The sequence below is a fragment of the Rhizobium redzepovicii genome (genome assembly GCF_019793435.1).
Classification (GTDB): domain Bacteria; phylum Pseudomonadota; class Alphaproteobacteria; order Rhizobiales; family Rhizobiaceae; genus Rhizobium; species Rhizobium redzepovicii.
In genome coordinates this window covers 41,263-63,042 of record NZ_JAILYH010000018.1, presented here as the reverse complement: position 1 = coordinate 63,042, position 21,780 = coordinate 41,263, and the positions used below count along the sequence as shown (strand labels likewise).

The following is a 21,780-nucleotide window of genomic DNA, read 5'->3' as shown; positions in this document are numbered from 1 at the left end:
ATTCAAGGGTTCGCCGATTGCCGTCGGTGAGCCCTTTCCTATTTCTGAATTAGCCTACCCCATCGGCGCCTCTCCCGTTTGCTTTCGGTACTCCTCCACCAGCGCCGGAAGCCTTTCGACGAGCCAAGCCGAGAGGCCCGGCACCTTGCTTTCCGGAATCGTGATAAGCGTTGAAGAACGCGAGGATTTCGCAGTGATTACGGCGCCGCCACCGACGTCGACCTCTTCGCCCTGACTTCCTCGCGCCGCCTTGTGTTCGAGCGCGCTCATCAGCGCGGCGAAGCGGTGATCGCTCGTGGCAGCGGCCCATACAGCCGTCGAGGTCACCTTATCGATGATCGCCTGGGCCGCGGCCGGAGCCTTGCCATCCTTGAAATGGGCGGCGAGCTTTTCCCACTTGGGGCGGCCGATCGATGGAGCCGGACCAATTCTGCCGATCAGTTCCGCGGGGACCTGTTCTGCGATTCCAATCAGCATCGAAACGTAGGTCAGCTTGCCATCCGCCCTGCCGAGCGCGGCGGCGATCGTCTCCCGCCGGAAGCCGCGCGCCTTGAGGGTCGCGGCAAAGAACGCCTGCTCGATGAAGGAGAGATTGGCGCGTTCGGTATTCTCGATACCTTGAGCGACCACCAGTTCATCGTCGGAGAGATCGCGCACGATCGCTCTCACCGGCCGTTCAAGGATCTGACAGGCGCGCAAGCGCCTGTGCCCGTACGCGACCTGAAAGTAGCCCTGCCTGTCGGGGGAGGGGCGAACGAGGATGGGAAGTCTCTGGCCGTTTTCCCGAATGCCCTCGACGAAACCCTGGAACTGCGGATCTCCCTCAATATCAAGGCGGTCCCTGACAAAGGAAGGAACGACAAGAGCGGAGTCAATTTCGACGATGGCCTCAGAACTGCTCAATTGCAGGCGGAGGCGTTCATTCTCCTCTTCGACGGCAACGAAGGCCCGGTCCATCGACTTGACGGCTCCAGATCCGACTTTGACCGCGGGCCCAGCTGAAATTTGCTTGGCAAGCTCCGCGGAATCGACATTCGCAAAAAGACTTTTCATCCGACTGGAGCGTTCTTTGGCATTCGTCATGACCGTCCCCATACCGATTTGAGGTGGTTGAAGATCTCGAGATTGACCGCGTCGACGGAATCCAGGGCACGCGTGAGCGTATCTCGACCAACCGAACCACGCGCCATTTCGTAAAGGCTCTTCTTCTCAAGGCCGGCACTGGCGATTGCGGTCGTGTCCACCACCGCTGGCGCCAGCACGTCCTCGCCGAACAGGGAGCGCAGGAGCGCGACGACGTTCACCTGCGGCACGTCGTTCGGATTGTGCCTGGTGATGACATATCGAATGAAATCGTGTTCCAGAACACCGCCACGCTCCTCGATGACGTGCATGACATCGCTCATCATCGCCAGGAACTGGTTCATGCTGGCAACGTCGATCATCGCCGGATGAACGGTAATCAGCAGTGAGGTCGCAGCACAAAGCGCGCCCAGGGTCAGATAACCCAGTTGCGGCGGCGCATCGATCACGACGACATCATAGTCTTCCTCGACGCTGTTTATGACGGCGCCGAGACGTCGAAAGAAGATCCCGTCGCCGCGCCCGCCGCCGCTTGCGATCGCCTGCGGCGTCTCATGCTCGTATTCCATGAGCTCCAGGTTGCCGGGTATGAGATCAATTCCGTCAAAATAGGTATTACGGATGACGTCGCGCAGCGGCCGGCGGTTGTCGTCGTCATAGCGAATGGCCGCATATATCGTCTCATTGTCGCTGACATCGAACTCCGGCTGGTAGCCGAACATGGCCGACAAGGATGCCTGCGGATCAAGATCGATCGCGAGCACCCGCAAACCCGTCAGAGCGAGATAATGGGCGAGATGAACGGTCGTCGTCGTTTTGGCCGATCCGCCCTTGAAGTTCGCAACCGCGATAACCTGCAGCTTCTCACCGGGACGCCGGCGCGGCAAGAAATCCAAAGCTTCCATGGGCCGCTTCACCGCCAGGTATCGACGGATCTCATTGACCTGGGCGAGCGTGTAGCTCCTGCGGCCATTCTCCAGCCGCTCGGGCATTGCACCTTCACCGTCCAACGACATCTGTCGGAGGGTCGATTCGGCGATCCCAAGCATGGTGGCCACGTCACGCGAGGTAAACGTGCGCAACGATTTCATCGCCTCCGGCGGATACATATGGGTGCGAAGAGACTGCAACTGCGCTGACAACATCTGCGATTGGCGTGTAATCTTCACAGCGGAGGATTCGCTCGTTGGCTTGCGTGTCGTCATCTGATCCATTTTCACCTCGCGACGGTTTTTCACCGATCATCGCGCATTTTCCGTCGCAAAGGTTGCAGTTATCGCGTGAGTCGTCAAACGTTCTTTGGTTAACGAAAACTTAACGAATGACCTGTTGCCTGCAATGTGTTGCAGGCCTTCACCATATTTTTCATATGCTTAAGATGATCAAGTGGCCTTCAGCCCCTGTCGCTTTACCCGCAGTTTTGCGAGTGGGACCCAGTGTCGGCCGGTCGCCCCGGCGCGCAACGCAGCGTCGCCATCGGCCCTGAACCATGCGCGACTCACAGATTTGCGACTGGAACCAACCCGCCGCTTTCCGCAAACCAGGATCCGCAGACCAGCCTAATTGCGGAGCGGGATCATGAAGCTGATAGCACTCAAGACGACGAAATCGCGCAAGGACGCGGCCCTTCTCGATCAAATGTACAGGCTGCGGTCGCGGGTTTTCGCTGACCGGCTCGCCTGGAACGTTTCCAGGTCCAACGGGCGGGAGCGCGATCAGTTCGACGAATTCGAACCGACCTATGTTCTAGCCTTATCGGATGGCGTGGTGATCGGCTGCGCACGGCTGCTGCCAGCCATCGGTCCGACCATGCTGCAGCAAGTCTTCCCGCAGCTTCTTTCGGCAGGACGGCTCGACGCCGATCCGTCCATGATCGAAAGCTCTCGTTTCTGCGTCGATACCGCGCGGTCCCGTGGGGCCGGGGAAGGGGGCCTGAGCGACGTCACGTTCGGCATGTTCGCAGGCATCCTCGAATGGTGCCTAAATCAGGGTTACCGCGAAATCGCAACAGCCACGGATGTTCGCTTCGAGCGAATCCTGCGGCGCGCCGGCTGGCCGATGCTGCGCCTTGGTCAGCCGATCATGATCAATGAGACGCTGAGCGTGGCCGGCATCCTGCCGGTCAGCTGGGAGAACTTCGAACGGGTCAGACCGCACGCCTATCGTTCCGCATTCGGTGCGCGGCGCCAGCATGCGGCATAAGCAGGCAGCCGCGATGTCGATACCGACCCTGGCGCTGCCGCGCCTCATCCGCAAACTCGAGGACGCTCTTGGCGAGGAGCTTTGCCTTGCCCTCAACGATCCGAGCGTCGTCGAAATCATGCTGAACCCCGACGGAAATCTGTTTGTGGAGCGTTTTGGACGCGGGATCGCCCATGCCGGCCAGATGGAAAAGCGCGCAGCCGAGGTCGCCATCGGCTGCGTTGCCCACGTGTTGAATACCGAGGTGGGCGACCGAAAGCCGATCGTCTCTGGTGAATTGCCCCTTGGCGGCCATCGTTTCGAGGGCCTGCTGCCCCCGATCGTCCCCGCGCCGTGTTTTTCGATCCGCCGGCGAGCGTCGCAGCGCATCCGGCTCGAAGACTATCTGACAAGCAGCGTTATGACGGCCGGCCAAGCCCTCATAATCCGCCAGGCGATAGATAGGAGGTGGAACATGGTCATCTGCGGGGGGACAGGATCGGGCAAGACGACCCTGACCAATGCGGTTGTCGCTGCGATCGCCGAGCAGACTCCGAACGACCGATTGGTCATTCTCGAGGACACGGTCGAGATCCAATGCGTCGCCAGCAACGCGGTCGCATTGCGCACGAGCGATCGTGTCGACATGGCGCAGCTGCTGAAGAGCACCATGAGGTTGCGGCCGGACAGAATCATCGTCGGCGAGGTTCGCGACGGCGCGGCGCTCACACTCCTTAAGGCCTGGAACACGGGCCACCCGGGCGGAGTGGCGACCATTCACTCAAACACCGCGCAATCGGCGCTTCGACGGCTGGAACAACTGACCGCAGAGGTCAGCAGACAACCGATTCAAGCAGTCATAGGCGAGGCAGTTGACCTGATCATCTCGATCGATCGAACCCCAAAAGGCCGCCGCGTCAGCGATATCCTGCGCGTTCACGGATTTATAGGTGGCGAGTATCAGCTCGAGACTTATGGAGACATGCAGCATGCGGCTTGAACGCTCGATAGACCTCGCCGCCGTCGCGCTTGCGTTGGCCTTCATCCTAATTGATCCGGCTTGGGCAAGTTCGGGCGGCGGCCTGCCTTGGGAAGATCCTCTTCAACAAATCCAAGAGTCGATCACCGGTCCGGTTGCCGGGTTCATCGCACTTGCTGCTGTCGCAATCGCAGGCGGCATGTTGATCTTCGGCGGAGAACTCAACGACTTCGCCCGCCGGCTTATGTATGTGGTGCTCGTTGCCGGCATTCTGCTCGGCGCAACCCAGATCGTCGGCCTGTTCGGCGCGACGGGCGCCTCTATCGGCATTGCCGATCACAACCTGAAGACCCGTAATGGCGAAGAGGGGAGGGCAGGTAATGGCGGTTGAGGCGACCACCTTGCAGCGCAATTCCATACATCGCGCGCTTTCTCGCCCCAACCTCCTGATGGGCGCGGACCGGGAACTGGTACTGATCACGGGACTTGCGGCGATCATCCTGATCTTTGTCGTCCTGACGATCTATTCCGCGCTGTTCGGAGCGACGCTGTGGATCGTCATCGTCGCGGCGTTGAGGATGATGGCAAAAGCCGATCCACTGATGAGACGCGTGTATATCCGTCACATGGCCTACAGACCCTCGTACCGGGCCACGTCCTCCCCTTGGCGACGCTACTGAGAGGCAAAGATGGTATCCCTTCGCGCTTTCCGTCACACGGCGCCGTCCTTCGCGGATCTCGTCCCCTACGCAGGTCTTGTCGACAACGGCGTCCTTCTGCTCAAGGATGGCTCACTGATGGCCGGCTGGTATTTTGCCGGACCTGACTCCGAAAGCTCCACCGATTTCGAGCGGAACGAGGTGTCGCGCCAGATCAATGCCATATTGTCCCGTCTCGGTTCCGGTTGGATGATCCAGGTAGAGGCGGTCCGGCTCGCGACGGTCGACTATGCCTCGGCTCGAAAATCACATTTCCCCGATCCGGTGACTCTGGCGATCGACGAGGAACGACGAGCCCACTTCGAACGCGAGCAGGGGCATTTCGAAAGCCGCCACGCCATCATTGCGACCTATCGGCCGACCGAGCAGCGTCGATCGAGGCTCAGCAAGTACATCTATTCCGACGAAGACAGTCGAAAGCAATCCTATGCCGACACCGTGCTCTTCATCTTCCGCAATGCGATCCGGGAAGTCGAACAGTATCTCGCCAACATCATTTCCATCAGGCGAATGCTGACGCGGGAGACCGCCGAGCGCGACGGCACGCGCGTTGCTCGCTATGACGAACTGCTGCAGTTCATCCGCTTTTGCGTCACAGGCGACAACCACCCTGTCAGGGTCCCCGACATTCCGATGTACCTCGACTGGATCGTGACCGCCGAGCTTCAGCACGGACTTGCTCCCAAGGTGGAGAACCGTTTTCTCGGCGTGGTGGCAATCGACGGCCTTCCGTCCGAGAGCTGGCCGGGCATCCTGAACAGCCTGGATTCTTTGCCGCTTGGCTATCGATGGTCGTCGCGTTTCATTTTCCTCGACGCCGAGGAGGCGAGGGTGCGTCTCGAGCGCACCCGCAAAAAGTGGCAGCAGAAAGTTCGACCTTTCTTCGACCAACTTTTCCAGACGCAAAGTCGCTCGGTCGACCAAGACGCAATATCGATGGTCGCCGAGACCGAGGATGCAATCGCACAAGCGTCGTCACAGCTCGTCGCTTATGGATATTACACACCAGTCGTCGTGCTGTTCGACAACGATGCCGAACGACTTAACGACAAGACCGAGGCGATCCGGCGTCTCATCCAAGCCGAGGGCTTTGGCGCACGGATCGAGACACTGAATGCGACCGACGCCTATCTGGGCAGTCTGCCTGGAAGCTGGTACTGCAACATTCGCGAGCCGCTGATCAACACGCGCAATCTCTCCGATCTCATCCCGCTCAACTCCGTCTGGTCCGGGAATCCGCAGGCACCTTGCCCGTTTTACCCACCCGATTCACCACCGCTCATGCAGGTCGCGACTGGATCCACGCCCTTTCGGCTCAACCTTCACGTCGATGACGTCGGCCATACCCTGGTGTTCGGTCCGACAGGCTCAGGAAAGTCGACGCTCCTTGCGTTGATCGCAGCACAGTTCCGCCGCTACGAGAACGCCCAGATCTTCGCCTTCGACAAAGGCCGTTCAATGCTGCCGCTGACACTTGCTTGCGGCGGCGATCACTACGAGATCGGCGCCGACGAAGACACCGGGCTTTCCTTTTGCCCGCTCTCCGAACTGTCATCGGACGGCGATCGTGCCTGGGCGTCGGAGTGGATCGAAAGCCTGGTTGCGATGCAGGGAATCACGATCACGCCGGATCACCGCAACGCCATCTCCCGCCAGATCGGTCTGATGGACGGGGCTCCCGGTCGTTCGATCTCGGATTTCGTCAGTGGCGTTCAGATGCGCGAGATCAAGGATGCTCTCCATCACTACACCGTCGACGGCCCGATGGGCCAGTTGCTGGACGCCGAGAGCGACGGCCTCGAACTGGGCCTTTTTCAGACGTTTGAAATCGAGCAAGTCATGAACATGGGCGAGCGAAACCTCGTGCCGGTGCTCACCTATCTCTTCCGGCGCATTGAAAAGCGCCTCACCGGCGCACCAAGCCTCATCGTCATCGACGAAGCCTGGCTGATGCTCGGTCATCCGGTATTCCGCGACAAAATCCGGGAATGGCTCAAGGTGCTGCGCAAAGCCAATTGCGCGGTGTTGCTTGCAACCCAGTCGATCTCGGATGCCGAACGCTCTGGCATCATCGATGTCCTGAAAGAGAGCTGCCCAACGAAAATCTGCCTGCCGAACGGTGCAGCCCGCGAGGCCGGCACCCGGGATTTCTACGAACGGATCGGCTTCAACGAACGGCAGATCGAGATCGTAGCGACCGCCATACCGAAGCGGGAATACTACGTCGCGTCCCCCGAAGGGCGCCGCCTGTTCGACATGGCCCTTGGCCCGCTGACGCTCTCTTTCGTCGGCGCGTCGAGCAAGGACGACTTGAAGCATATCCGTGCGCTTCATCACGAACATGGCCCTGAATGGCCGCTTCACTGGCTCCAAAAGAGAGGGATCAAGGATGCTGCATCGCTTCTCGAAGACGCATAGGCTTCTGCTGGTCGCAGCCGTGTCAAGCGCACTCGTTCAGCCAGATCCTGCAAACGCCGGCAGCGCGACGGGCGCGGCAACGGAATGGACACAGCTTGCCAACAATGCCGAGCTGATCAAGCTGCTCGAAAGCTCCGGCGTCCAGGTCGAAAACCAGCTTACCCAGATCAGCCAGCTCGCCGAGCAGATCCAGAACCAGCTGAAAATCTACCAAAACATGCTGCAGAATACAGCGCAGCTTCCCAACCACATCTGGGGCGAAGTCGAGAGTGACCTCAAGCGCCTGCAGAGTGTCGTCTCGCAGGGGCAGGGGATCGCCTTTTCCATGGGCAACGCCGACGATATCCTCAACCAGCGTTTCCCGAGCTATGCGGATCTCAAGACCAACCTGTCGGACGGGACGAGCTACTCCTCGACCTATCAGTCCTGGTCCGACACCAACCGTGACACGATCGCGGGCAGTTTGGAGGCCGCAAGCCTGACGGCGGATCAGTTCGAGACCGAAGAATCCACCATGGCCTCGCTCCGCTCGATGTCGCAAAGCGCGGACGGGCAGATGAAGGCCCTGCAGGTCGGCCACCAGATCGCGGCGCAGCAGGTCGCCCAGCTGCAGAAGCTGCGCGGTCTACTTTCCCAGCAAATGACGATGATGGGCACCTGGTTTCAGGCAAACCAGACCGACAGGGACCTGGCGCAGAAGAGAAGAGAGAAGTTTTTCGCTCCCGCGGGAAGAGGAATCCCCGATGGACAAATGATGGAGCCGCGCTGGTGAGCCCTTTCGCGATCATTGCTTTCCGCGTGGGTACGGTTGGAGTAGCCACCGCAACGATCCTCATCGTGGTCGACACGCATTTCTATCCTCCCTCGACGACCGCGACAGCCGCCGAACAACGCCTGAGGGAATTCTTTAAGCCGTTGACGAAGCGGTATCTGAGGCACGGACAGGAGATGCGGACAAGGTGGTAAGCTCACGACGGACGCTCGGATTGATCATGCTTGCGATCGGCCTTGCGATCGTGGCGGTAGGGCCAGCCTTCGCCCAGCAAGGATCGGCGCTCTCGACCCTGGAAAACCAGGTGGTTAATGCTGCGAAGGATTGGGAGTCGACGGTGTCACGGGCAGCTCAGTCGCTCTTTTGGATCCTGGCCGGGATAGAAATTGGAATAGCAGCAGTATGGCTAGCGCTCCAAGCTGCGTCACTGGATAGTTGGTTCGCAGAACTCGTTCGCCGGATCATGTTCGTCGGTCTCTTTGCCTTTATCCTGGATCGGGGACCAGCCCTCGCCAAAGCGGTGGTGGACAGCCTATACCAGTTAGGCGCGGAAGGTGGCTCCGCTTCTCCGGCCGCGATCTTCGACGCAGGCATAGAGGTCGCGGACAAAATGTCCGAACAGGTTCAGTTCGGCCTCTTTGAGGACAACTCTCTGGCTATTGCCGCCGTCTTCGCCATGGTTGTTGTCGTCATCGCGTTCTCGCTCGTCGCTGCGGTGTTCATCGCTGTCATCGTCGAGATGTATGTGGGCTTGTTGGCCGGCATGATCATGCTTGGCTTAGGTGGTTCATCCTTCACCAAGGACTTCGCAGTCAAATATCTCGTCTATGCGTTTTCAGTCGGTATGAAGTTGATGGCACTGGTAATGATCGCGCGCATCGGCTCGGAGGTTCTCATCGGCTTGGCCGAGGCATCAGTCGCGGCGGAGCAGCAACTCATCACCAGCCTGGCGATCGCCGGCCTATCAGTTGTCGTCTTCATCATATCAATCTACGTCCCAAGCATTCTGCAGGGTGTCGTCCAAGGCGTCTCCGTCAGCGGCGGCATGGAGGTGATTCGCCACGGCGGGCAGGCGGCATCATTCGCACTGGGCGCGGGGCTTCTAGCCGGCGGTGGCGCCAGCGCGGGCTTTGCCGCCGCGCGTGCTGCGCGTGCCGAGGGTGCGTCCATGACGGGCGCTACCTTGCGCGGCATCGGTGCGGGATTGAGCGCGACGGGCGAAGCGGTCGGATCCGCGGTCAAGGAAAAGGCGATCGGCTCACCCGGCGCCCATGCCGGCTCTCTACTTGGACTTGCCAATGCGAAACTCGATCAGGCCCAGGCACGCGGCGGTTTGCGCCCGTCGCCGCCTCGCGACGACAAAAAATAATCACTGCAAGGATCGGTCGATGGCAATGCAACGCGCCCCTGAGAACCCATATCTCGCCGCCAGGCAGGAATGGAACGAACGATATGGTTCCTATGTCAGGGCGGCGGCAGCGTGGCGCGTTGTCGGCATGATCGCACTGGCAATGGCCGTAATCGGCTTCGTCTATGCGCTATATTTGAGCACGCAGGTCAAACTCGTCCCCTATATCGTCGAAGTCGACAAGCTTGGGACCTCGGTCAGCGCGGGCTTTCCCCAGCAGATCGAATATGCCGACCCACGGGTGGTTCGCGCCACGCTCGGTGGGTTCGTCACAAGCTTCCGGTCGGTGACGCCAGACGCCGTCGTTCAGAAGCAATACATCGATCGGACCTATGCGCTGCTGCGGACATCCGACCCGTCCACCGAGAAAATCAATGCCTGGTTCCGCGGCAATTCGCCATTCGAGAAAGCCAAGAACGCGACAGTTGCGATCGAAGTCAGCAACATCGTCGCCCTTTCCAACCAGTCCTACCAAATCGACTGGACGGAATTCGAGCGCGATCGGAAGGGCAAGGAAACCGGAACACGCCGATACCGCGGAATTGCGACCGTTACGTTGACGGCGCCACAGGACGAGGGCGTGATCAGGCTTAATCCGATCGGCCTTTATCTGAAAGACTTCGAGTGGACCGCGCAGCTTTAAGGGCAGGGAACTTCAATGAGAAGAGCAACATATCTCGCGGCCCTTGGCTGCGCTTGGATCGTCGTCCTTACGACGAACGGAGCCACGGCGCAGAGCATGACCGCAAACGAAGCAAAGGGCGCGAACCTTTCGGGAAAGTGGCGCGGGGCCACCGGGCTCGTCACCAAGGGGGAGGATGGAAAGGTCATCTTCCTGTTTGGAGAAACTCAGCCGTCGGTGGTGTGTTCGCCGCTGCAGGTCTGCGACATCGAGCTTCAGGGCGGCGAGGTCGTTCGCGATGTGCTTGTCGGTGACACTGTCCGATGGAAGGTCGAACCGGCAACGTCCGGTGCTGCGGCTGGCCAGGCGATCCATCTCATCGTCAAACCGTCGGAACCGGGCCTCGTCACCTCCATGGTGGTGACGACCTCGCGCCGGACCTATCATATCCAGCTCAAATCACACACAAGCCAGTACATGGCGCGCGTCGGCTTCGACTATCCGGAAGATGTGTCGAGCAAGCTTGCCGATGTCAACGCCCGCCTCGAAGCTGGAAGGACGCCGGGAGCAGGCGTCCCGTCGGAGCAATTGACCTTCGCCTATTCGGTGAGCGGCAAAGCCTCGTGGAAGCCCATGCGCGTCTATTCGGACGGCATGAAGACCTACATCCAGTTTCCCCGCTCGATCGCCGGTCAGGACGCGCCGGTGCTTTTTGTCGTCTCAGGCGGCCAAAATCGGGTCGTCAACTACCGAATGAAGAACGACATGATGGTGGTGGACTATAATATCGACCGCGCGGTTCTCATCTCCGGTGTTGGAAAGCACAAGCAGAAGATCACCATTCGCAGGGGAGGGTGACCATGCGAAGCCTCCTACTTTCTTTCATCGGGTGCCTGCTGTCAGGCTGCACGACCGCCGCGGACGGCCCTACCGCCACCTCAGCCTCGCCAGACCTCTCCGACCCTGCCGCCAGCGCGATCGCAGGCGATATGGTCGGTCGGCTTGCAGAACAGGTCGACCCGGGGATCAACAGGGTCAAATGGAATGGGGACGCCACGCCCTTCGGGCAAGCCATTGAAGCTGCCCTGAAGGCGTGGGGCTATGAGGTCGTGACGGCGCAGGGGATCGACGAGAAGAAGCGCATGGTTGCCCTAACCTATGGCGTAGACGACCTTGAAGGCCAGGCGCTTGTTTCGATATCGGCAGGTTCGGTTGAACTCGCGCGGGCTTATGCCACAAGCGCGACCGGCGCATCGCCGGCCAGCCCCGTCTCCGTCAGGCGCAATTAGGGGAGGGGAGGGGGTGGTCCAATCGCTTCAGCTTGGCGGCGCTTCAAACAAGGACAGCAGCAACAGGCGGCTGAACCGAATCCCGATCATCGTCGCCATCGCCCTGATCGTGCTCTTTCTCGGCGTGATCAGCTATGGTCTTTCGTCGCGCGGGTTTTATTTTCAAGGGGCGGATGGCATTGGTCAGGCCTCGAACGCGCCGGCCTCCACTTATGCCGATCAGCTGAAGCGAGGCGTCAAGGATGCCATCATCGGCGATCCCGAGCAGACACAGATCTATCAGCCGGCACCTGTCAGCAACAGGCAAGAAGAGAAGCCGCAACAGACGGTCGAAACCGAAAAAACCGAAAGGGCGCGCAACAAACCCGGTCTCGAGTCGGAAGAAGAATGGCTTGCCCGCCTCGGGCGCGAGCAGCGAGAGCAATTCCTGCGGGAGCGCCATCGCCAGCAAATGGCACGTCTTCAAGCCAAAGCCGCGGCGCTCGATTCACCACTTGCCATCGATGTCAGTCTAAAGGATCTTTCCGGCCCCGATACGTCCCAGGCGAATACCCAAAGCGCAAAAACACCTGCGGGGGCCTCCAACCTGTACGCCGCGGCGATGCAGGCGGGACTTTCAGGGCAAAACGGCGATCCCAACATGCAGTCAGCAAAAGAATCATTCTTCAACCAGGACATCAAGGATATCGGCTATCTGCCGAACAAGGTGGTGCCTCAGCTTTCCCGCTACGAGCTGAAACGCGGTTCGGTCATCCCAGCCACGCTGATGACCGGTATAAGCTCGGATCTTCCGGGGCGGATTACCGCCCAGACAAGCCAGAATGTCTATGACAGCGCCACGGGCCACCAGTTGCTCGTCCCGCAAGGTGCCAAGCTCTTCGGCCGCTACGATCACAAGATCTCTTTCGGTCAGTCGCGCGTGCTGGTCGTCTGGACCGATATCATCTTTCCCAACGGCTCGACCCTAAAGCTCGGCGGCATGGCAGGGACGGACGCTGAAGGCTATGGTGGCTTTCGGGACCAAATCGATCGGCATTACCTTCAAACGTTCGGTTCGGCGGTTCTCATCGCTCTTATCGGCACAGGGGTCGACATGGCCATGCCGGAGAGTTCGACGGAGGATACCGCCTCGGACGCTGCCCGGCGGAATTTCGCGGATGTGTTCGGACGGTTAGCCGAACGGAGCGTGGGCAAAAACCTCGACGTCCAGCCGACACTTCAAATCAGGCCCGGCTACAAGTTCAACGTGCTGGTCGACCAGGACGTCGTTTTCCCGGGGGCTTATCGCAACTGATCTATATGCGCGCCAGCTAGGCCGTCAGATCAGCCCGAACCGGCTTGCGACCGCCACGGCCTGTTTCTGGGTGTAGACGCCAAGCTTGGCCTTTACTCGATCGAGGTCCCAGCGGACGGTGTGATAGGTCAGGCCCGTCACATCGGCGATGGAGTGCATCGGAAGGCCTTCGGCCGCCCATCGCAGGCATAGCGCCTCGCGATCGGAAAAAATGAAGTCGGGTCTTTGGGTGGGCGTAGTCGTGCCTTGGAGCCGGGCATGTATCAGTGCCGCCGCGCCAGCCGCGCCGACCGTGTCGAGATCGTCCGGTCCCGTGGTCTCCAGATGCCTGGCTGAGGCCAGCGTCAAGATGGCAAACTGGCCAAACCCCGTCCAGATGGGAATCGACAGACCTGACCGGATTCCGAATTCAGCCGCGGCATCGTAGAATTCCTTGACGCTGTCGTCCGCGCGCCGGCGTTCAACATCGACCGACCATCTGAAAGCCCGCCGCAGTCGCTTGGCTGCCGTCACCACAGGATCGATGGCCATATACGAACGGGAGAAATAAAGCGATTGCCATTCCTTCTGGTAGGTGGAGACGGCAAAGCTCTTTGCGGTATGGAGATTGAGGTATGCAAAACGCTCAAATCCATGCGCGCGAGCAACGTCGCTCAATGCCGTCTTGAGGGAATGTTCGTTGGCGGCGGCGACCGTCGCGTCGATCAATCGATCGAAAAGAGAACTTCCATGCATGGGACCACTTGCTCCCTGGAAATCTGGCTGGCGACCCGGGCGACGCATCGGCGATGGCCGTTCAGCGATAAGGATCTCCCTTGGTGATTTTTAAACTCAAACTGCACGCGTTTGCGTGGCGTCCGCGCTGATCGGTTTAGATGTGTCACAAATGTCCTTCAACCTGTTGGCGCCCCGAGCAACAAAACTTAATATTGTCGCTCTCTCGCGCCCCAAGGAGGCCGCGACGAGCTTGCGGCCCCCGTGGGATATCTTCCGGGCACTCATTTCGTGCGGCGCACTTGACGATCAGGCGCGGGCGCTGCGCTCGGCGACGCAGGGTATTGGCTCCAGGCGTCGCAGACTCAAACGTTCGCGCAAATTCAGCTCGTTCACAGAGCCGCGCTCACACCCCCGCTACGGCTTGCTATCCATCGGTTTCAACAACCGCGGCAAAGAAATAGCCGCCCATCCGCACGGTCTTGACGAGGCTTGGGTTGTGGGGATTGTCCTCGATCTTGTGTCGCAATCGGCTGATGTGAACGTCGATGCTCCGTTCAATGGGACCCGCCAGACCTGCGTGAGTAGAGCTAAGCAATTCTTCCCGGCTGAGTATCCTGCCGGGGTTTTGACAAAAGACAACGAGCAGGTCGAACTCGGCCGCCGTCACGTTAACCACGGCCCCATCCGGTCGCTGCAACGTGCGTTGCCATGTGTCGAGGCGCCACCCATTGAATCGGAAAGGCTTTGGCAGGCTGTGCATCGCGCGATCATGCGATGCCCGTCGCAACACGCTGCGGATCCTGGCAATCATTTCCCTCGTCCCGAAGGGACTGGAGACGCAATCATCAGCTCCGCTTTCGAAAGCGGCAAGGATGATGTCCTCACGCCCTTGCGCAACGACCGCGATGATCGGGATCGTGCTGAGGGTACGGATTTGCCGGCACAGATGAAGCGCATCTTCGGGCCGGACGACGGCATCGAGGATCATCAGATCAAACCGGTGCCTGCCGGTGAGGGCACGCGCCCGCGCACCGAAAGTGACAGTCGTAGCCATCATGCCCTCGTGGATGACCGCGTCCGCTAGCGTCTGCCCGACGTCCCCGCCTGCAGCCGCGATCATGATCTCCGTTTTCTTCTCTCGATGCGGCTTCCCGGTGCCCGATCCCACTCCCGCCGTCCACGGTTTGCTGGCGCGCTATCGGCAACGTGCGTTGACGTCGCCGATGCTGAACAAATCGCAGGTTGGCTTCCCGATGCCAACCTGCAATTCTGCGGGCATTGACATGCCTCGTCTCATAGGCCGAGGATGGCAACAGGCGTGTTTCAGACGTCAATGACGCGATCTGACCTCGTCAATCGCCAGCCGAGCCCGCCCGTGACAGTTCCTGCTCTGGGAGTGCGCGCACCGGACAATTCCCCGAAAGACGCCGCCGGCAGGCAACGCAGTCAAGACAGGCAGAGCCGCTGACGCCTGCTCGCGGGGAGGGCGGGCCATTCGACGGTGAAGGAGAAGCATCATCCAAGCTCCTCATGCTGACCGATCGCGCCACACTCATGTTCATCTCCGATTGTCGCTGATGGAAAGAGGATGCGCGCGTTCGCCTGGGCTTTCCAATTCTGCTCGAACGGCATCCATGCGAAATCACGATCAATCGGCCTGAAACAGCGCGGAACGCGGGACATAAATCTTAATACGTAAGGCGCAGACAGCATTTGAATTTCCTCAGACACCGTGGGATCGTACGGCCTCACGCTCCGCACAACCCTCGGTGAAAGCCCAGTGAAGCCGACCATTGTCATCGGTTCAACGGACGCGGATTTCTGCCTGTTTGCCCGCCATATACTTCGGCAGACCGGCTTTGAGACGCTCCTGACGACCAGCGCGAACGAGGCGATCGCCGCGGCAAGGACCGCCGGAGTGCGGGGCGTCGTGATCGATGGCAGGGTGGCGAATTCGGTTTCCGCCTGCGGAAGCTTGAAAGGCGATGCGACGACGGCAGGACTGAAGGTCATCGCGCTGGTCGAGGCCAACTCCGCCCGGCAATATGCCGATTTCCTCAATGCCGGCGCCGACGAAAGCTTCGTGCGGCCCATTTCCCCGGACCACCTCCTGCGCGCATTGAACTCGCTTTCATCACAGTCAGGCGCTTCGCAGGAGCGATTATCGTGCGGCGACATCGAAATGCATGTGCTGGCGCGGCGGGTCTGGAGGCGGGGCGTCGAGTTGCACCTCCCGCGTCTGGAGTTCGCCATTCTGCTGCATCTGCTCAAAGATCCTGGGCGCATCTATCTGAGGCATGAGCTCGCGTCGGCGGCCTGGCCGGCAGGTGTCTTCGTCGATCCAAAAACCATCACCGTTCACATTGGTCGGCTGCGTGAGACCTTGGCGGCGGTCGCGCCCACCGATCCGATCAGGACGGTTCGCGGTGTCGGCTATGGACTGGTGGCAACCGGCTGGTCGGAAACAGAGGTCCCGTCGAATGCCCCCTGACACTCAAATCGTCATCGTCGGCGGACGAATTGTCACCGGCGATGGAACGACGCTCCACGACCGTGGGGTCGTGCGCATCCGTGGGACAACAATCATCGACGTCGCTCGGGGTGAGGCTGATGCCGGAAGCGAGGCTATCGTCCTCAACGCCACCGGATGCACGGTCATTCCCGGTATCGTCAATGCGCATGCTCATGGGTGCATCCACGGTCCGTCCATGCCGAGCGGGTCGGTGCCCCTCCGGGCCACGGATGTCGACTACTTCAGAAACAGACATCTCCTCTCCGGGACAACAACCCTGCTCAACGTCTGCGGCCTGGCGCTGCCGGACGAGATCAATGGCCCCTCGAACCGACGCCATGCGATGGATATCCATCTGACGACGGCGCATACCGCGAGCAATCTGGCTGCGGCGATCGCGATTGATGGCGGCGGATTATCGAAGCGGCACAAGATCGCGCGCATCGATGACATGGTCGACAAAGGTGCAAAGGCACTCGGAGAAGCAGGCGGCGGGCAGACGCTCGGTGGCGGGGCACAGGACTATCGCTTCATACCCGCAGCTATCGAGGCCGCTACCGGAATATCAATCCATCCGAAAGAGGCGCGCGCACTCAAGGAAGCCGTTCTCGGCCGCTATCTCGATCGTGGCTTTCCCGATCTTCCGCGGCTCAATGCTCTTCTGATCGAATGCGGTCTCGCCGCTAAGATTGGCGCGTCCGACCTCATAAAGCTGATCCGCGACACGGTGATGCCACCCGTGGCGCTGTCACTGAAGGGTTTTGACGAGATCGCGGCAGCGTCTGAACGCCTCGATTTTCCGGCAATCTTTCACAATGCGGCACCCACCGCGGCGACACTGCTCAAGCTTGCGGAGACATATCCAAAGGCCCGCATCATCGCCGGGCATTCGAACCACCCGATGTTCCTTCCCCAAGAGGCAGTGCGTTTCGGCCAGCAACTGAGGGGGCGCGGCGTCACAATCGACGTCTCGACGCTCGATTGCATCGAAACACGCTGGCGCAACGACACCGCAAATATCGATGCTCTGGTCGAAGCGGGGCTCGTCGATACCCTATCGACGGATTTTGCCGGTGGCGACTGGGACAGTATACTATCGGCCATACAGCGAATGGTGCGAAAGAGCCAGCTTTTGCTGCCGGCCGCGATCGCGCTTGCGACCGGCAACGTCTCGAAAACATTCCCGGAGCTTGCGGCCGATCGTGGCTTGCTGGAAAAGGGCAAACGCGCCGACGTGGTCATCGTTGAGACCCACAATCTCGGTCGTGTCCGCCATGTCGTGGCAAACGGGCAGCTTGTGATGTTCAACGGGGCGATGGGGGTTGGGGATTTGCACGCTTACGCCATGGGAGAGCGCCGTTAGCGGGGCGTAGGACGCCGACCTCGGCGGCCCTGACAGCGTGCGCAATAAGGTGTCGACCGCCCGAGGCGATGCCCGTCATTGCGTCAGTTTCATCTGCCGGCAAGGATAGTGGCCGGCATTGGTTCGGTACCGTGTCCTACCCTGGAAAGCGCAGAAGCCGTAGAAATGGGTCTAGCTCTCCACCCGCGAGGCCGAGAACGCCATCGATGATCGCCTCTTGCTTGGAAGGCGACAGGACATGCCGCGTGACGCGCAAAAACTTCTCTTCGATCGCGTGCCAGTCCATCGGACGCTGGGGATCGCCGGTGGGGCCATCCAGTACCGAGACGTACTTGTGCCGTCGTGTCTCGACAGTCACCTTCGCCAGCGTCTCGGCGGGAAAGAGCGCGTCGATCTCGGGATTGACGGTGATCTTCACCTGTCGCGCGAGTTCAGTGAGGTCCCGCCGATGAAGAAGGCTGTCGCTGACGGGAGCAAGGGCGCCGCGGCCATCGATCGCTGCAATGGCGACGCAATAGGGAAGACTATATTGAATGTCGACAAGGTTCGCGGGCGAAAGCACGTTGCCGAGCTTGAGCGCCCAGCCAAAGGTCTCTACCTCCACCGAGACAATGTCCGCGGCCCTCAGTTCGTGAACCTTCACAAGATCGAAGAGGCGATCGAGCGCCGGGTGTATATAGCGGCAACAGGCATAAGGCTTGAAATAGGTGCCGCAAATTTCAAAACGCTGCCCCAGTCCTTCCAGTATCCTCTGCCTGTCGTAGTAGCCGGGATGATCGAGCAGATCTTCCGGCCCAGTATAGCCTTTGCGGGCGAGGTCGAGAGCCATGAGACCGGTGGCGGCACTCCAGGGAATCCCTTCCTTGACGTCATTGCCTGTGAGCCGGGAGTAGCCCGAACTTCCATTGGCCTGTTGGTTGGGGGCAAGCACGCCTGCGATCGAAAGCGCCTGCGCGATCAATGGCGGCTCGACCTTGAAGAGTGACGCCGCTGCCGCAACCGCGGCCAAAGCGGCCCACCGTCCCGACTGCCGGGTCTGAATTCCTTGGGCATTTTGGGCCGCCGCCACTCTGACGCCGACATCATAGCCCGAAACGATTGCCGACAGGACGTCATCGGCCGAGACGCTGGCAAACGGCGCTAACGTCAAGACGGTTGGAACAACGCAGGCGCCCGGATGTCCTCGCGCTGCGCGGTGTCCGTCGTCCAGGTCGAGCGCCGACGCCGCGGTCGCGTTGGCGATCACGGCCGCGATGGGCATCACTGTCCGATCCGTCATCCAAATGGCCGCCTCGCCTTTGCCGAAGAGCGCGGCAGCGCTATCACGGGCCGCACGACTGCACTGAAGGGCGGAACCAGCAACCGCCGCCCCGACAAGATCGAGAATACAGCGCAAGGCAGTGTCACGAGTGCCGACCGCAGGCGGAGCTGAGGAGAGCGAATGGACGTGCTCGGCGAGGAGGTGCGTGGTGTACATGGAATTTGTGGGCGTATTCATCGCTCGGACAGCCCTTCAGGCATTTTCCTGCGTGCGAGCGAGGTATTTCTCATAGGTCGCTTGCACGGCATAAAGGTCGAGCATCGGCAGGCCGACGCAGGTTACGCAAACCGGCGTGTCCGCCTCTCGGACCCAGTCGATCGGCGCAGAGAGCTCCCGCACGCCAAGCAACGGACCGATCTCCTCCAGAGAAAGCCCTTTTCGGGAGAAGTGGAGGGCAATGCTTTGCGAGTTTCTGCGCGAGACCGTCTGGATGTCGTCACAGACGACGGTCCCGCTTTTCAAGGCTCGCTGCAGATAGGTTTCGGGCACTTCGTCTCCGCCAAGATGAAGCGTCACCGCATCCCTGTTCAACTCCTCGTCCTCAAACAGCGGCTGGCGGGCATTCGTGGCGGTAATCAGCAGGGCGCATTCCTTCAGCCTTTGGTTGTCGGTTACGGCGTGAAGCCGAAAAGATGTCCGATCGGCGAAGTCCGACAGAAGTCTTTCCACGCCTTCAATCGATCGGCTGCGGATGAAGATGTCTCCAATCAAGTCGGAACAGGCGAGGTTCAGGCATTCGACCACACTTCGGGCGACGGGTCCCGATCCGAAAATGAAGCCCGATACAGGTGCCTGGCTGCGAACAAACAGCTGAGCCACCTTCGACGCATAGGTGCCCGTTCTCAGCGCGGAAATCGCCGTCCCGTCGAGTATCGCCAAGGGCCGAAGCGTCCGTTTTTCCAAAAGGACGACAGTCGACGTCGAGCGAGGCAGGCCAAGATGCCGATTGAAGGCGTTTGCGCCGATGATCTTGACGCCGCCATGGGTCGGATTGACGCAATAGAGAGCCGACAGCTTCCAGCCGAGGCGCTCGTCGACGAAGTCGCGCCTGAATGGGGCGACGCTCTCCCGCTGCCAGAACTCCTCCTCTGGAAGCGAGAGGACGGCCTTTCCCCCGAAAGCCAGCCCGCTGTTGATATCCGCCCATGCAGCATCTATGGCTGCATGGATTTCCGCGATCGTGAGCTCCGCGCCAGCCGACTGCAAATCCTGGCGGGTGAGAAAGCGGACATCGCCGTCCGTGCTAGTGTCGAACATTGTTTCCTCCAACGACAAGACGTCGTTCCTCGAGGCAGAACCTAGCACCTGCCTGCGGGCCGCTAGATCAAGCTTCCGCATTGTCGATAAAGAGAAGGCAAAGTTTCGGCGACGGAGGAGGCACGTCCGCCGGAGCTGGTCGGCCCGCGGCCAGGCTTCAGCCAGCAGTCTTTGAGCGATCTGGAAAGAGGAAAGCGCTATCCAACGATCGTGATGTTCCACGAACTGGCCCGGGCGCTCGAGGTCGGTCACGTCGAATTTGGCCGCATCGACGAGCCGCGGCAGGGATGATATCTCAACGCCTTGGCTTGGTCCCAGGGGACAGGCGAACCTGCCTATCCGCGAGCAAAACGCGGTGCTCGGCCATCGGGATCAGGCGCCGAACCTCAGGCAGTCGAGCGGGGTCGATTTCCGCCACAAGCACGCAGACGTCGTTTTCGGCGCGCGCGACAATCTGCCCCCACGGATCGCACACCATGGAATGACCGAAGGTCCGGCGGAGCTCTCCGTCCGGCATCGCATAGCTTCCGCACTGTCCGCAGGCCGCGAAATAGGCTTGGAATTCGATCGCGCGTGCCCGACACAGCACCTCCCAATGAGCCTGCCCGGTCTGCTGGGTGAAAGCGGCGGGCAGGACGAAGATATCGACCTCTTCCTCCGCGAGGCGATCGAACAGGCGCGAAAAACGAAGGTCGTAGCAGATTACACAGCCGATCCGATGGCCGTCGAGTTCATAGATGAACAGGTCGCGCCCCGGCGCCACCGCGGCAGACTCGGAATAGGTCTTTCCATCGGGTGCGGTAATGTCGAAGAGGTGGATCTTTCGGTAGAGGCCGACCTGCTCGCCCGTGGCGTTGAACACCACGGTGGTGTTGTAAACACGGTGATCCTGGCCGCGGCGCTCCATCAGGCTACCGGCATGGACCCAGACAGCGTTATCCTTTGCGAACTGCTGAACGAGGTCATATGCTTCGCCACCTGGTACGCGGTCCGCCGCGCGCCTCTTGTCCGCGACCGTCCCGCCAAGCCAGTCGAAATGTTCCGGCAGCACGATCAGGTCGGGTCTGCCGATCATAGCCTCGCGCATCAGTCGCGCGGCTTCGGCAAGATTATGGGCACGATCGGGCTGCGAACTCATTTGAACGAGGGCGATTTTCAAGACCTCGGCTCCTTGTCAAAATCGAAGATCGACCGGCCGGAGGCCAAATGACACCGGACAGCCACCGAGCGCTTCTGGCGCTCCAATGCCGCGTCAGCGAGGATCCGCATGCGGTCGCGATCGGCCACGAACACACCTTCATTGTCGGCAAGCACCCCATAGCCAGGCAGAACCGCGGCCACGCCGCAGGCAATTGGAACATTGAGCGAGCCGCCAATCTGAAACTGGCGGTTCGTGGTTTTGGCGGAGACGCCGCGACACCACACGGGAACGCCGGTGGCGATGATCTCATCGACATCCGTGCACGGACCATCGATGACGATGCCCGCAGCCCCCTTGGCCTTTGCGGCGGCAACAACACCGCCACCGACGCAGGCGATGTCGTCGCGATCGACGCGCGAGATCACCAGGATGTCACCGGGCAACAGGAGATCGATCGCCTTGTAGATGATGACGCCGTCACGGCCGGGAGCGGCGACGGTGAAGGCGGCACCGGCCACGCGGGCAGGAAATAGGGGTCGGATATCACCGCCGACAAATCCCAGGTGCTCGACATGGCCGATGGTCGCCGTATCAACCAATGACAGTCGCTCGATCAGGTCAGCGGGCAGGGGAGGGCTTCTGTCGATCATCTGATAGAACGCTGTCATCGATTGGGCTTTCTCTGTTCGGTCAGTGGTGCCTGA

General features: G+C 60.4%; 23 protein-coding genes. 15 read left to right on the top strand and 8 right to left on the bottom strand.

What is annotated here, in order from left to right:
* Positions 1-54 precede the first annotated feature (54 nt).
* Positions 55-1,095, bottom strand: a complete 1,041-nt coding sequence (repB, locus tag K6N12_RS25895) for a plasmid partitioning protein RepB (RefSeq protein ID WP_131711415.1) — start codon at positions 1,093-1,095, stop codon at positions 55-57.
* The gene (gene repA, locus K6N12_RS25890) at positions 1,080-2,297 is read right to left on the bottom strand and encodes a plasmid partitioning protein RepA (RefSeq protein WP_097629540.1); all 1,218 of its coding nucleotides are present in this window, start codon (positions 2,295-2,297) and stop codon (positions 1,080-1,082) included. The genes repB and repA overlap by 16 nt, the downstream gene beginning before the upstream one ends.
* A gap of 364 nt (positions 2,298-2,661) precedes the next feature.
* On the opposite strand from repA, the gene traI reads away from it, so the two are divergent.
* From traI to trbI, 12 genes are read left to right on the top strand one after another with little or no spacing between them, the layout of a single operon-like run.
* The gene (gene traI, locus K6N12_RS25885; RefSeq protein WP_064649789.1) at positions 2,662-3,285 is read left to right on the top strand and encodes an acyl-homoserine-lactone synthase; all 624 of its coding nucleotides are present in this window, start codon (positions 2,662-2,664) and stop codon (positions 3,283-3,285) included.
* A gap of 13 nt (positions 3,286-3,298) precedes the next feature.
* Positions 3,299-4,264: a P-type conjugative transfer ATPase TrbB gene (trbB, locus tag K6N12_RS25880; RefSeq protein WP_222149005.1), complete on the top strand. Its 966-nt coding sequence runs from the start codon at positions 3,299-3,301 to the stop codon at positions 4,262-4,264.
* Positions 4,254-4,634 carry a TrbC/VirB2 family protein gene (locus tag K6N12_RS25875; protein WP_097629539.1) on the top strand — a complete coding sequence of 127 codons (381 nt, stop codon included), beginning with the start codon at positions 4,254-4,256 and terminating at the stop codon, positions 4,632-4,634. Before trbB ends, K6N12_RS25875 begins: the two co-directional genes overlap by 11 nt.
* Positions 4,624-4,923, top strand: coding sequence for a conjugal transfer protein TrbD (locus K6N12_RS25870; protein ID WP_064649791.1), 300 nt, complete (start codon positions 4,624-4,626; stop codon positions 4,921-4,923). Before K6N12_RS25875 ends, K6N12_RS25870 begins: the two co-directional genes overlap by 11 nt.
* A 9-nt stretch (positions 4,924-4,932) precedes the next feature.
* The gene (locus K6N12_RS25865; protein WP_222149004.1) at positions 4,933-7,380 is read left to right on the top strand and encodes a conjugal transfer protein TrbE; all 2,448 of its coding nucleotides are present in this window, start codon (positions 4,933-4,935) and stop codon (positions 7,378-7,380) included.
* Positions 7,352-8,152, top strand: a complete 801-nt coding sequence (gene trbJ / locus K6N12_RS25860; protein WP_222149003.1) for a P-type conjugative transfer protein TrbJ — start codon at positions 7,352-7,354, stop codon at positions 8,150-8,152. Before K6N12_RS25865 ends, trbJ begins: the two co-directional genes overlap by 29 nt.
* Positions 8,149-8,346 (top strand): entry exclusion protein TrbK, encoded by a 198-nt coding sequence (gene trbK / locus K6N12_RS25855; protein ID WP_003554501.1) that lies wholly within the window; start codon positions 8,149-8,151, stop codon positions 8,344-8,346. Before trbJ ends, trbK begins: the two co-directional genes overlap by 4 nt.
* Positions 8,347-8,366: 20 nt before the next feature.
* Entirely contained in the window at positions 8,367-9,521 is a 1,155-nt protein-coding gene (gene trbL / locus K6N12_RS25850; RefSeq protein ID WP_131711413.1) for a P-type conjugative transfer protein TrbL, read from the top strand.
* 19 nt (positions 9,522-9,540) lie between these two features.
* Positions 9,541-10,203: a conjugal transfer protein TrbF gene (locus tag K6N12_RS25845; RefSeq protein ID WP_012760245.1), complete on the top strand. Its 663-nt coding sequence runs from the start codon at positions 9,541-9,543 to the stop codon at positions 10,201-10,203.
* A gap of 15 nt (positions 10,204-10,218) precedes the next feature.
* Entirely contained in the window at positions 10,219-11,040 is an 822-nt protein-coding gene (gene trbG, locus K6N12_RS25840) for a P-type conjugative transfer protein TrbG (protein WP_003554506.1), read from the top strand.
* 2 nt (positions 11,041-11,042) lie between these two features.
* Positions 11,043-11,471, top strand: coding sequence for a conjugal transfer protein TrbH (trbH, locus tag K6N12_RS25835; protein WP_222149002.1), 429 nt, complete (start codon positions 11,043-11,045; stop codon positions 11,469-11,471).
* 13 nt (positions 11,472-11,484) lie between these two features.
* The gene (gene trbI / locus K6N12_RS25830; RefSeq protein WP_222149001.1) at positions 11,485-12,765 is read left to right on the top strand and encodes an IncP-type conjugal transfer protein TrbI; all 1,281 of its coding nucleotides are present in this window, start codon (positions 11,485-11,487) and stop codon (positions 12,763-12,765) included.
* A gap of 24 nt (positions 12,766-12,789) precedes the next feature.
* Here the strand turns inward: trbI and K6N12_RS25825 are convergent, their stop codons facing one another.
* A complete protein-coding gene (locus tag K6N12_RS25825; RefSeq protein WP_097629533.1) occupies positions 12,790-13,500 on the bottom strand; it encodes an autoinducer binding domain-containing protein in 711 nt (236 codons plus the stop codon).
* Positions 13,501-13,906: 406 nt separating this feature from the next.
* The gene (locus tag K6N12_RS25820; protein WP_239620646.1) at positions 13,907-14,602 is read right to left on the bottom strand and encodes a response regulator transcription factor; all 696 of its coding nucleotides are present in this window, start codon (positions 14,600-14,602) and stop codon (positions 13,907-13,909) included.
* A 660-nt stretch (positions 14,603-15,262) separates the two neighbouring features.
* Between K6N12_RS25820 and K6N12_RS25815 the strand changes: the two genes are divergently transcribed.
* Positions 15,263-15,973 carry a response regulator transcription factor gene (locus K6N12_RS25815; RefSeq protein WP_097629530.1) on the top strand — a complete coding sequence of 237 codons (711 nt, stop codon included), beginning with the start codon at positions 15,263-15,265 and terminating at the stop codon, positions 15,971-15,973.
* Positions 15,963-17,357 (top strand): amidohydrolase family protein, encoded by a 1,395-nt coding sequence (locus K6N12_RS25810; protein ID WP_222149000.1) that lies wholly within the window; start codon positions 15,963-15,965, stop codon positions 17,355-17,357. The genes K6N12_RS25815 and K6N12_RS25810 overlap by 11 nt, the downstream gene beginning before the upstream one ends.
* Before the next feature lie 136 nt (positions 17,358-17,493).
* On the opposite strand, the gene K6N12_RS25805 is transcribed toward K6N12_RS25810, so the two are convergent.
* Positions 17,494-18,855 (bottom strand): MmgE/PrpD family protein, encoded by a 1,362-nt coding sequence (locus tag K6N12_RS25805; RefSeq protein WP_222135036.1) that lies wholly within the window; start codon positions 18,853-18,855, stop codon positions 17,494-17,496.
* 15 nt (positions 18,856-18,870) lie between these two features.
* Complete coding sequence (locus tag K6N12_RS25800) at positions 18,871-19,935, bottom strand: ornithine cyclodeaminase (protein ID WP_222135035.1); 1,065 nt, start codon at positions 19,933-19,935, stop codon at positions 18,871-18,873.
* A 171-nt stretch (positions 19,936-20,106) separates the two neighbouring features.
* Between K6N12_RS25800 and K6N12_RS25795 the strand changes: the two genes are divergently transcribed.
* A complete protein-coding gene (locus K6N12_RS25795) occupies positions 20,107-20,226 on the top strand; it encodes a hypothetical protein (protein ID WP_245304505.1) in 120 nt (39 codons plus the stop codon).
* Positions 20,227-20,230: 4 nt separating this feature from the next.
* Here the strand turns inward: K6N12_RS25795 and K6N12_RS25790 are convergent, their stop codons facing one another.
* Entirely contained in the window at positions 20,231-21,094 is an 864-nt protein-coding gene (locus K6N12_RS25790) for a carbon-nitrogen hydrolase family protein (RefSeq protein ID WP_222135034.1), read from the bottom strand.
* A complete protein-coding gene (locus K6N12_RS25785) occupies positions 21,091-21,744 on the bottom strand; it encodes an RraA family protein (RefSeq protein ID WP_097629528.1) in 654 nt (217 codons plus the stop codon). The genes K6N12_RS25790 and K6N12_RS25785 overlap by 4 nt, the downstream gene beginning before the upstream one ends.
* Positions 21,745-21,780 lie beyond the last annotated feature (36 nt).

What these genes read in the sequence shown, in the direction of transcription:
- repB (WP_131711415.1), bottom strand. Translation starts at nt 1,095, where the DNA reads ATGGGGACGGTCATGACGAATGCCAAAGAACGCTCCAGTCGGATGAAA.
- repA (WP_097629540.1), bottom strand. Translation starts at nt 2,297, where the DNA reads ATGGATCAGATGACGACACGCAAGCCAACGAGCGAATCCTCCGCTGTG.
- traI (WP_064649789.1), top strand. Translation starts at nt 2,662, where the DNA reads ATGAAGCTGATAGCACTCAAGACGACGAAATCGCGCAAGGACGCGGCC.
- trbB (WP_222149005.1), top strand. Translation starts at nt 3,299, where the DNA reads ATGTCGATACCGACCCTGGCGCTGCCGCGCCTCATCCGCAAACTCGAG.
- K6N12_RS25875 (WP_097629539.1), top strand. Translation starts at nt 4,254, where the DNA reads ATGCGGCTTGAACGCTCGATAGACCTCGCCGCCGTCGCGCTTGCGTTG.
- K6N12_RS25870 (WP_064649791.1), top strand. Translation starts at nt 4,624, where the DNA reads ATGGCGGTTGAGGCGACCACCTTGCAGCGCAATTCCATACATCGCGCG.
- K6N12_RS25865 (WP_222149004.1), top strand. Translation starts at nt 4,933, where the DNA reads ATGGTATCCCTTCGCGCTTTCCGTCACACGGCGCCGTCCTTCGCGGAT.
- trbJ (WP_222149003.1), top strand. Translation starts at nt 7,352, where the DNA reads ATGCTGCATCGCTTCTCGAAGACGCATAGGCTTCTGCTGGTCGCAGCC.
- K6N12_RS25845 (WP_012760245.1), top strand. Translation starts at nt 9,541, where the DNA reads ATGGCAATGCAACGCGCCCCTGAGAACCCATATCTCGCCGCCAGGCAG.
- trbG (WP_003554506.1), top strand. Translation starts at nt 10,219, where the DNA reads ATGAGAAGAGCAACATATCTCGCGGCCCTTGGCTGCGCTTGGATCGTC.
- trbH (WP_222149002.1), top strand. Translation starts at nt 11,043, where the DNA reads ATGCGAAGCCTCCTACTTTCTTTCATCGGGTGCCTGCTGTCAGGCTGC.
- K6N12_RS25825 (WP_097629533.1), bottom strand. Translation starts at nt 13,500, where the DNA reads ATGCATGGAAGTTCTCTTTTCGATCGATTGATCGACGCGACGGTCGCC.
- K6N12_RS25820 (WP_239620646.1), bottom strand. Translation starts at nt 14,602, where the DNA reads ATGATCGCGGCTGCAGGCGGGGACGTCGGGCAGACGCTAGCGGACGCG.
- K6N12_RS25810 (WP_222149000.1), top strand. Translation starts at nt 15,963, where the DNA reads ATGCCCCCTGACACTCAAATCGTCATCGTCGGCGGACGAATTGTCACC.
- K6N12_RS25805 (WP_222135036.1), bottom strand. Translation starts at nt 18,855, where the DNA reads ATGAATACGCCCACAAATTCCATGTACACCACGCACCTCCTCGCCGAG.
- K6N12_RS25800 (WP_222135035.1), bottom strand. Translation starts at nt 19,935, where the DNA reads ATGTTCGACACTAGCACGGACGGCGATGTCCGCTTTCTCACCCGCCAG.
- K6N12_RS25785 (WP_097629528.1), bottom strand. Translation starts at nt 21,744, where the DNA reads ATGACAGCGTTCTATCAGATGATCGACAGAAGCCCTCCCCTGCCCGCT.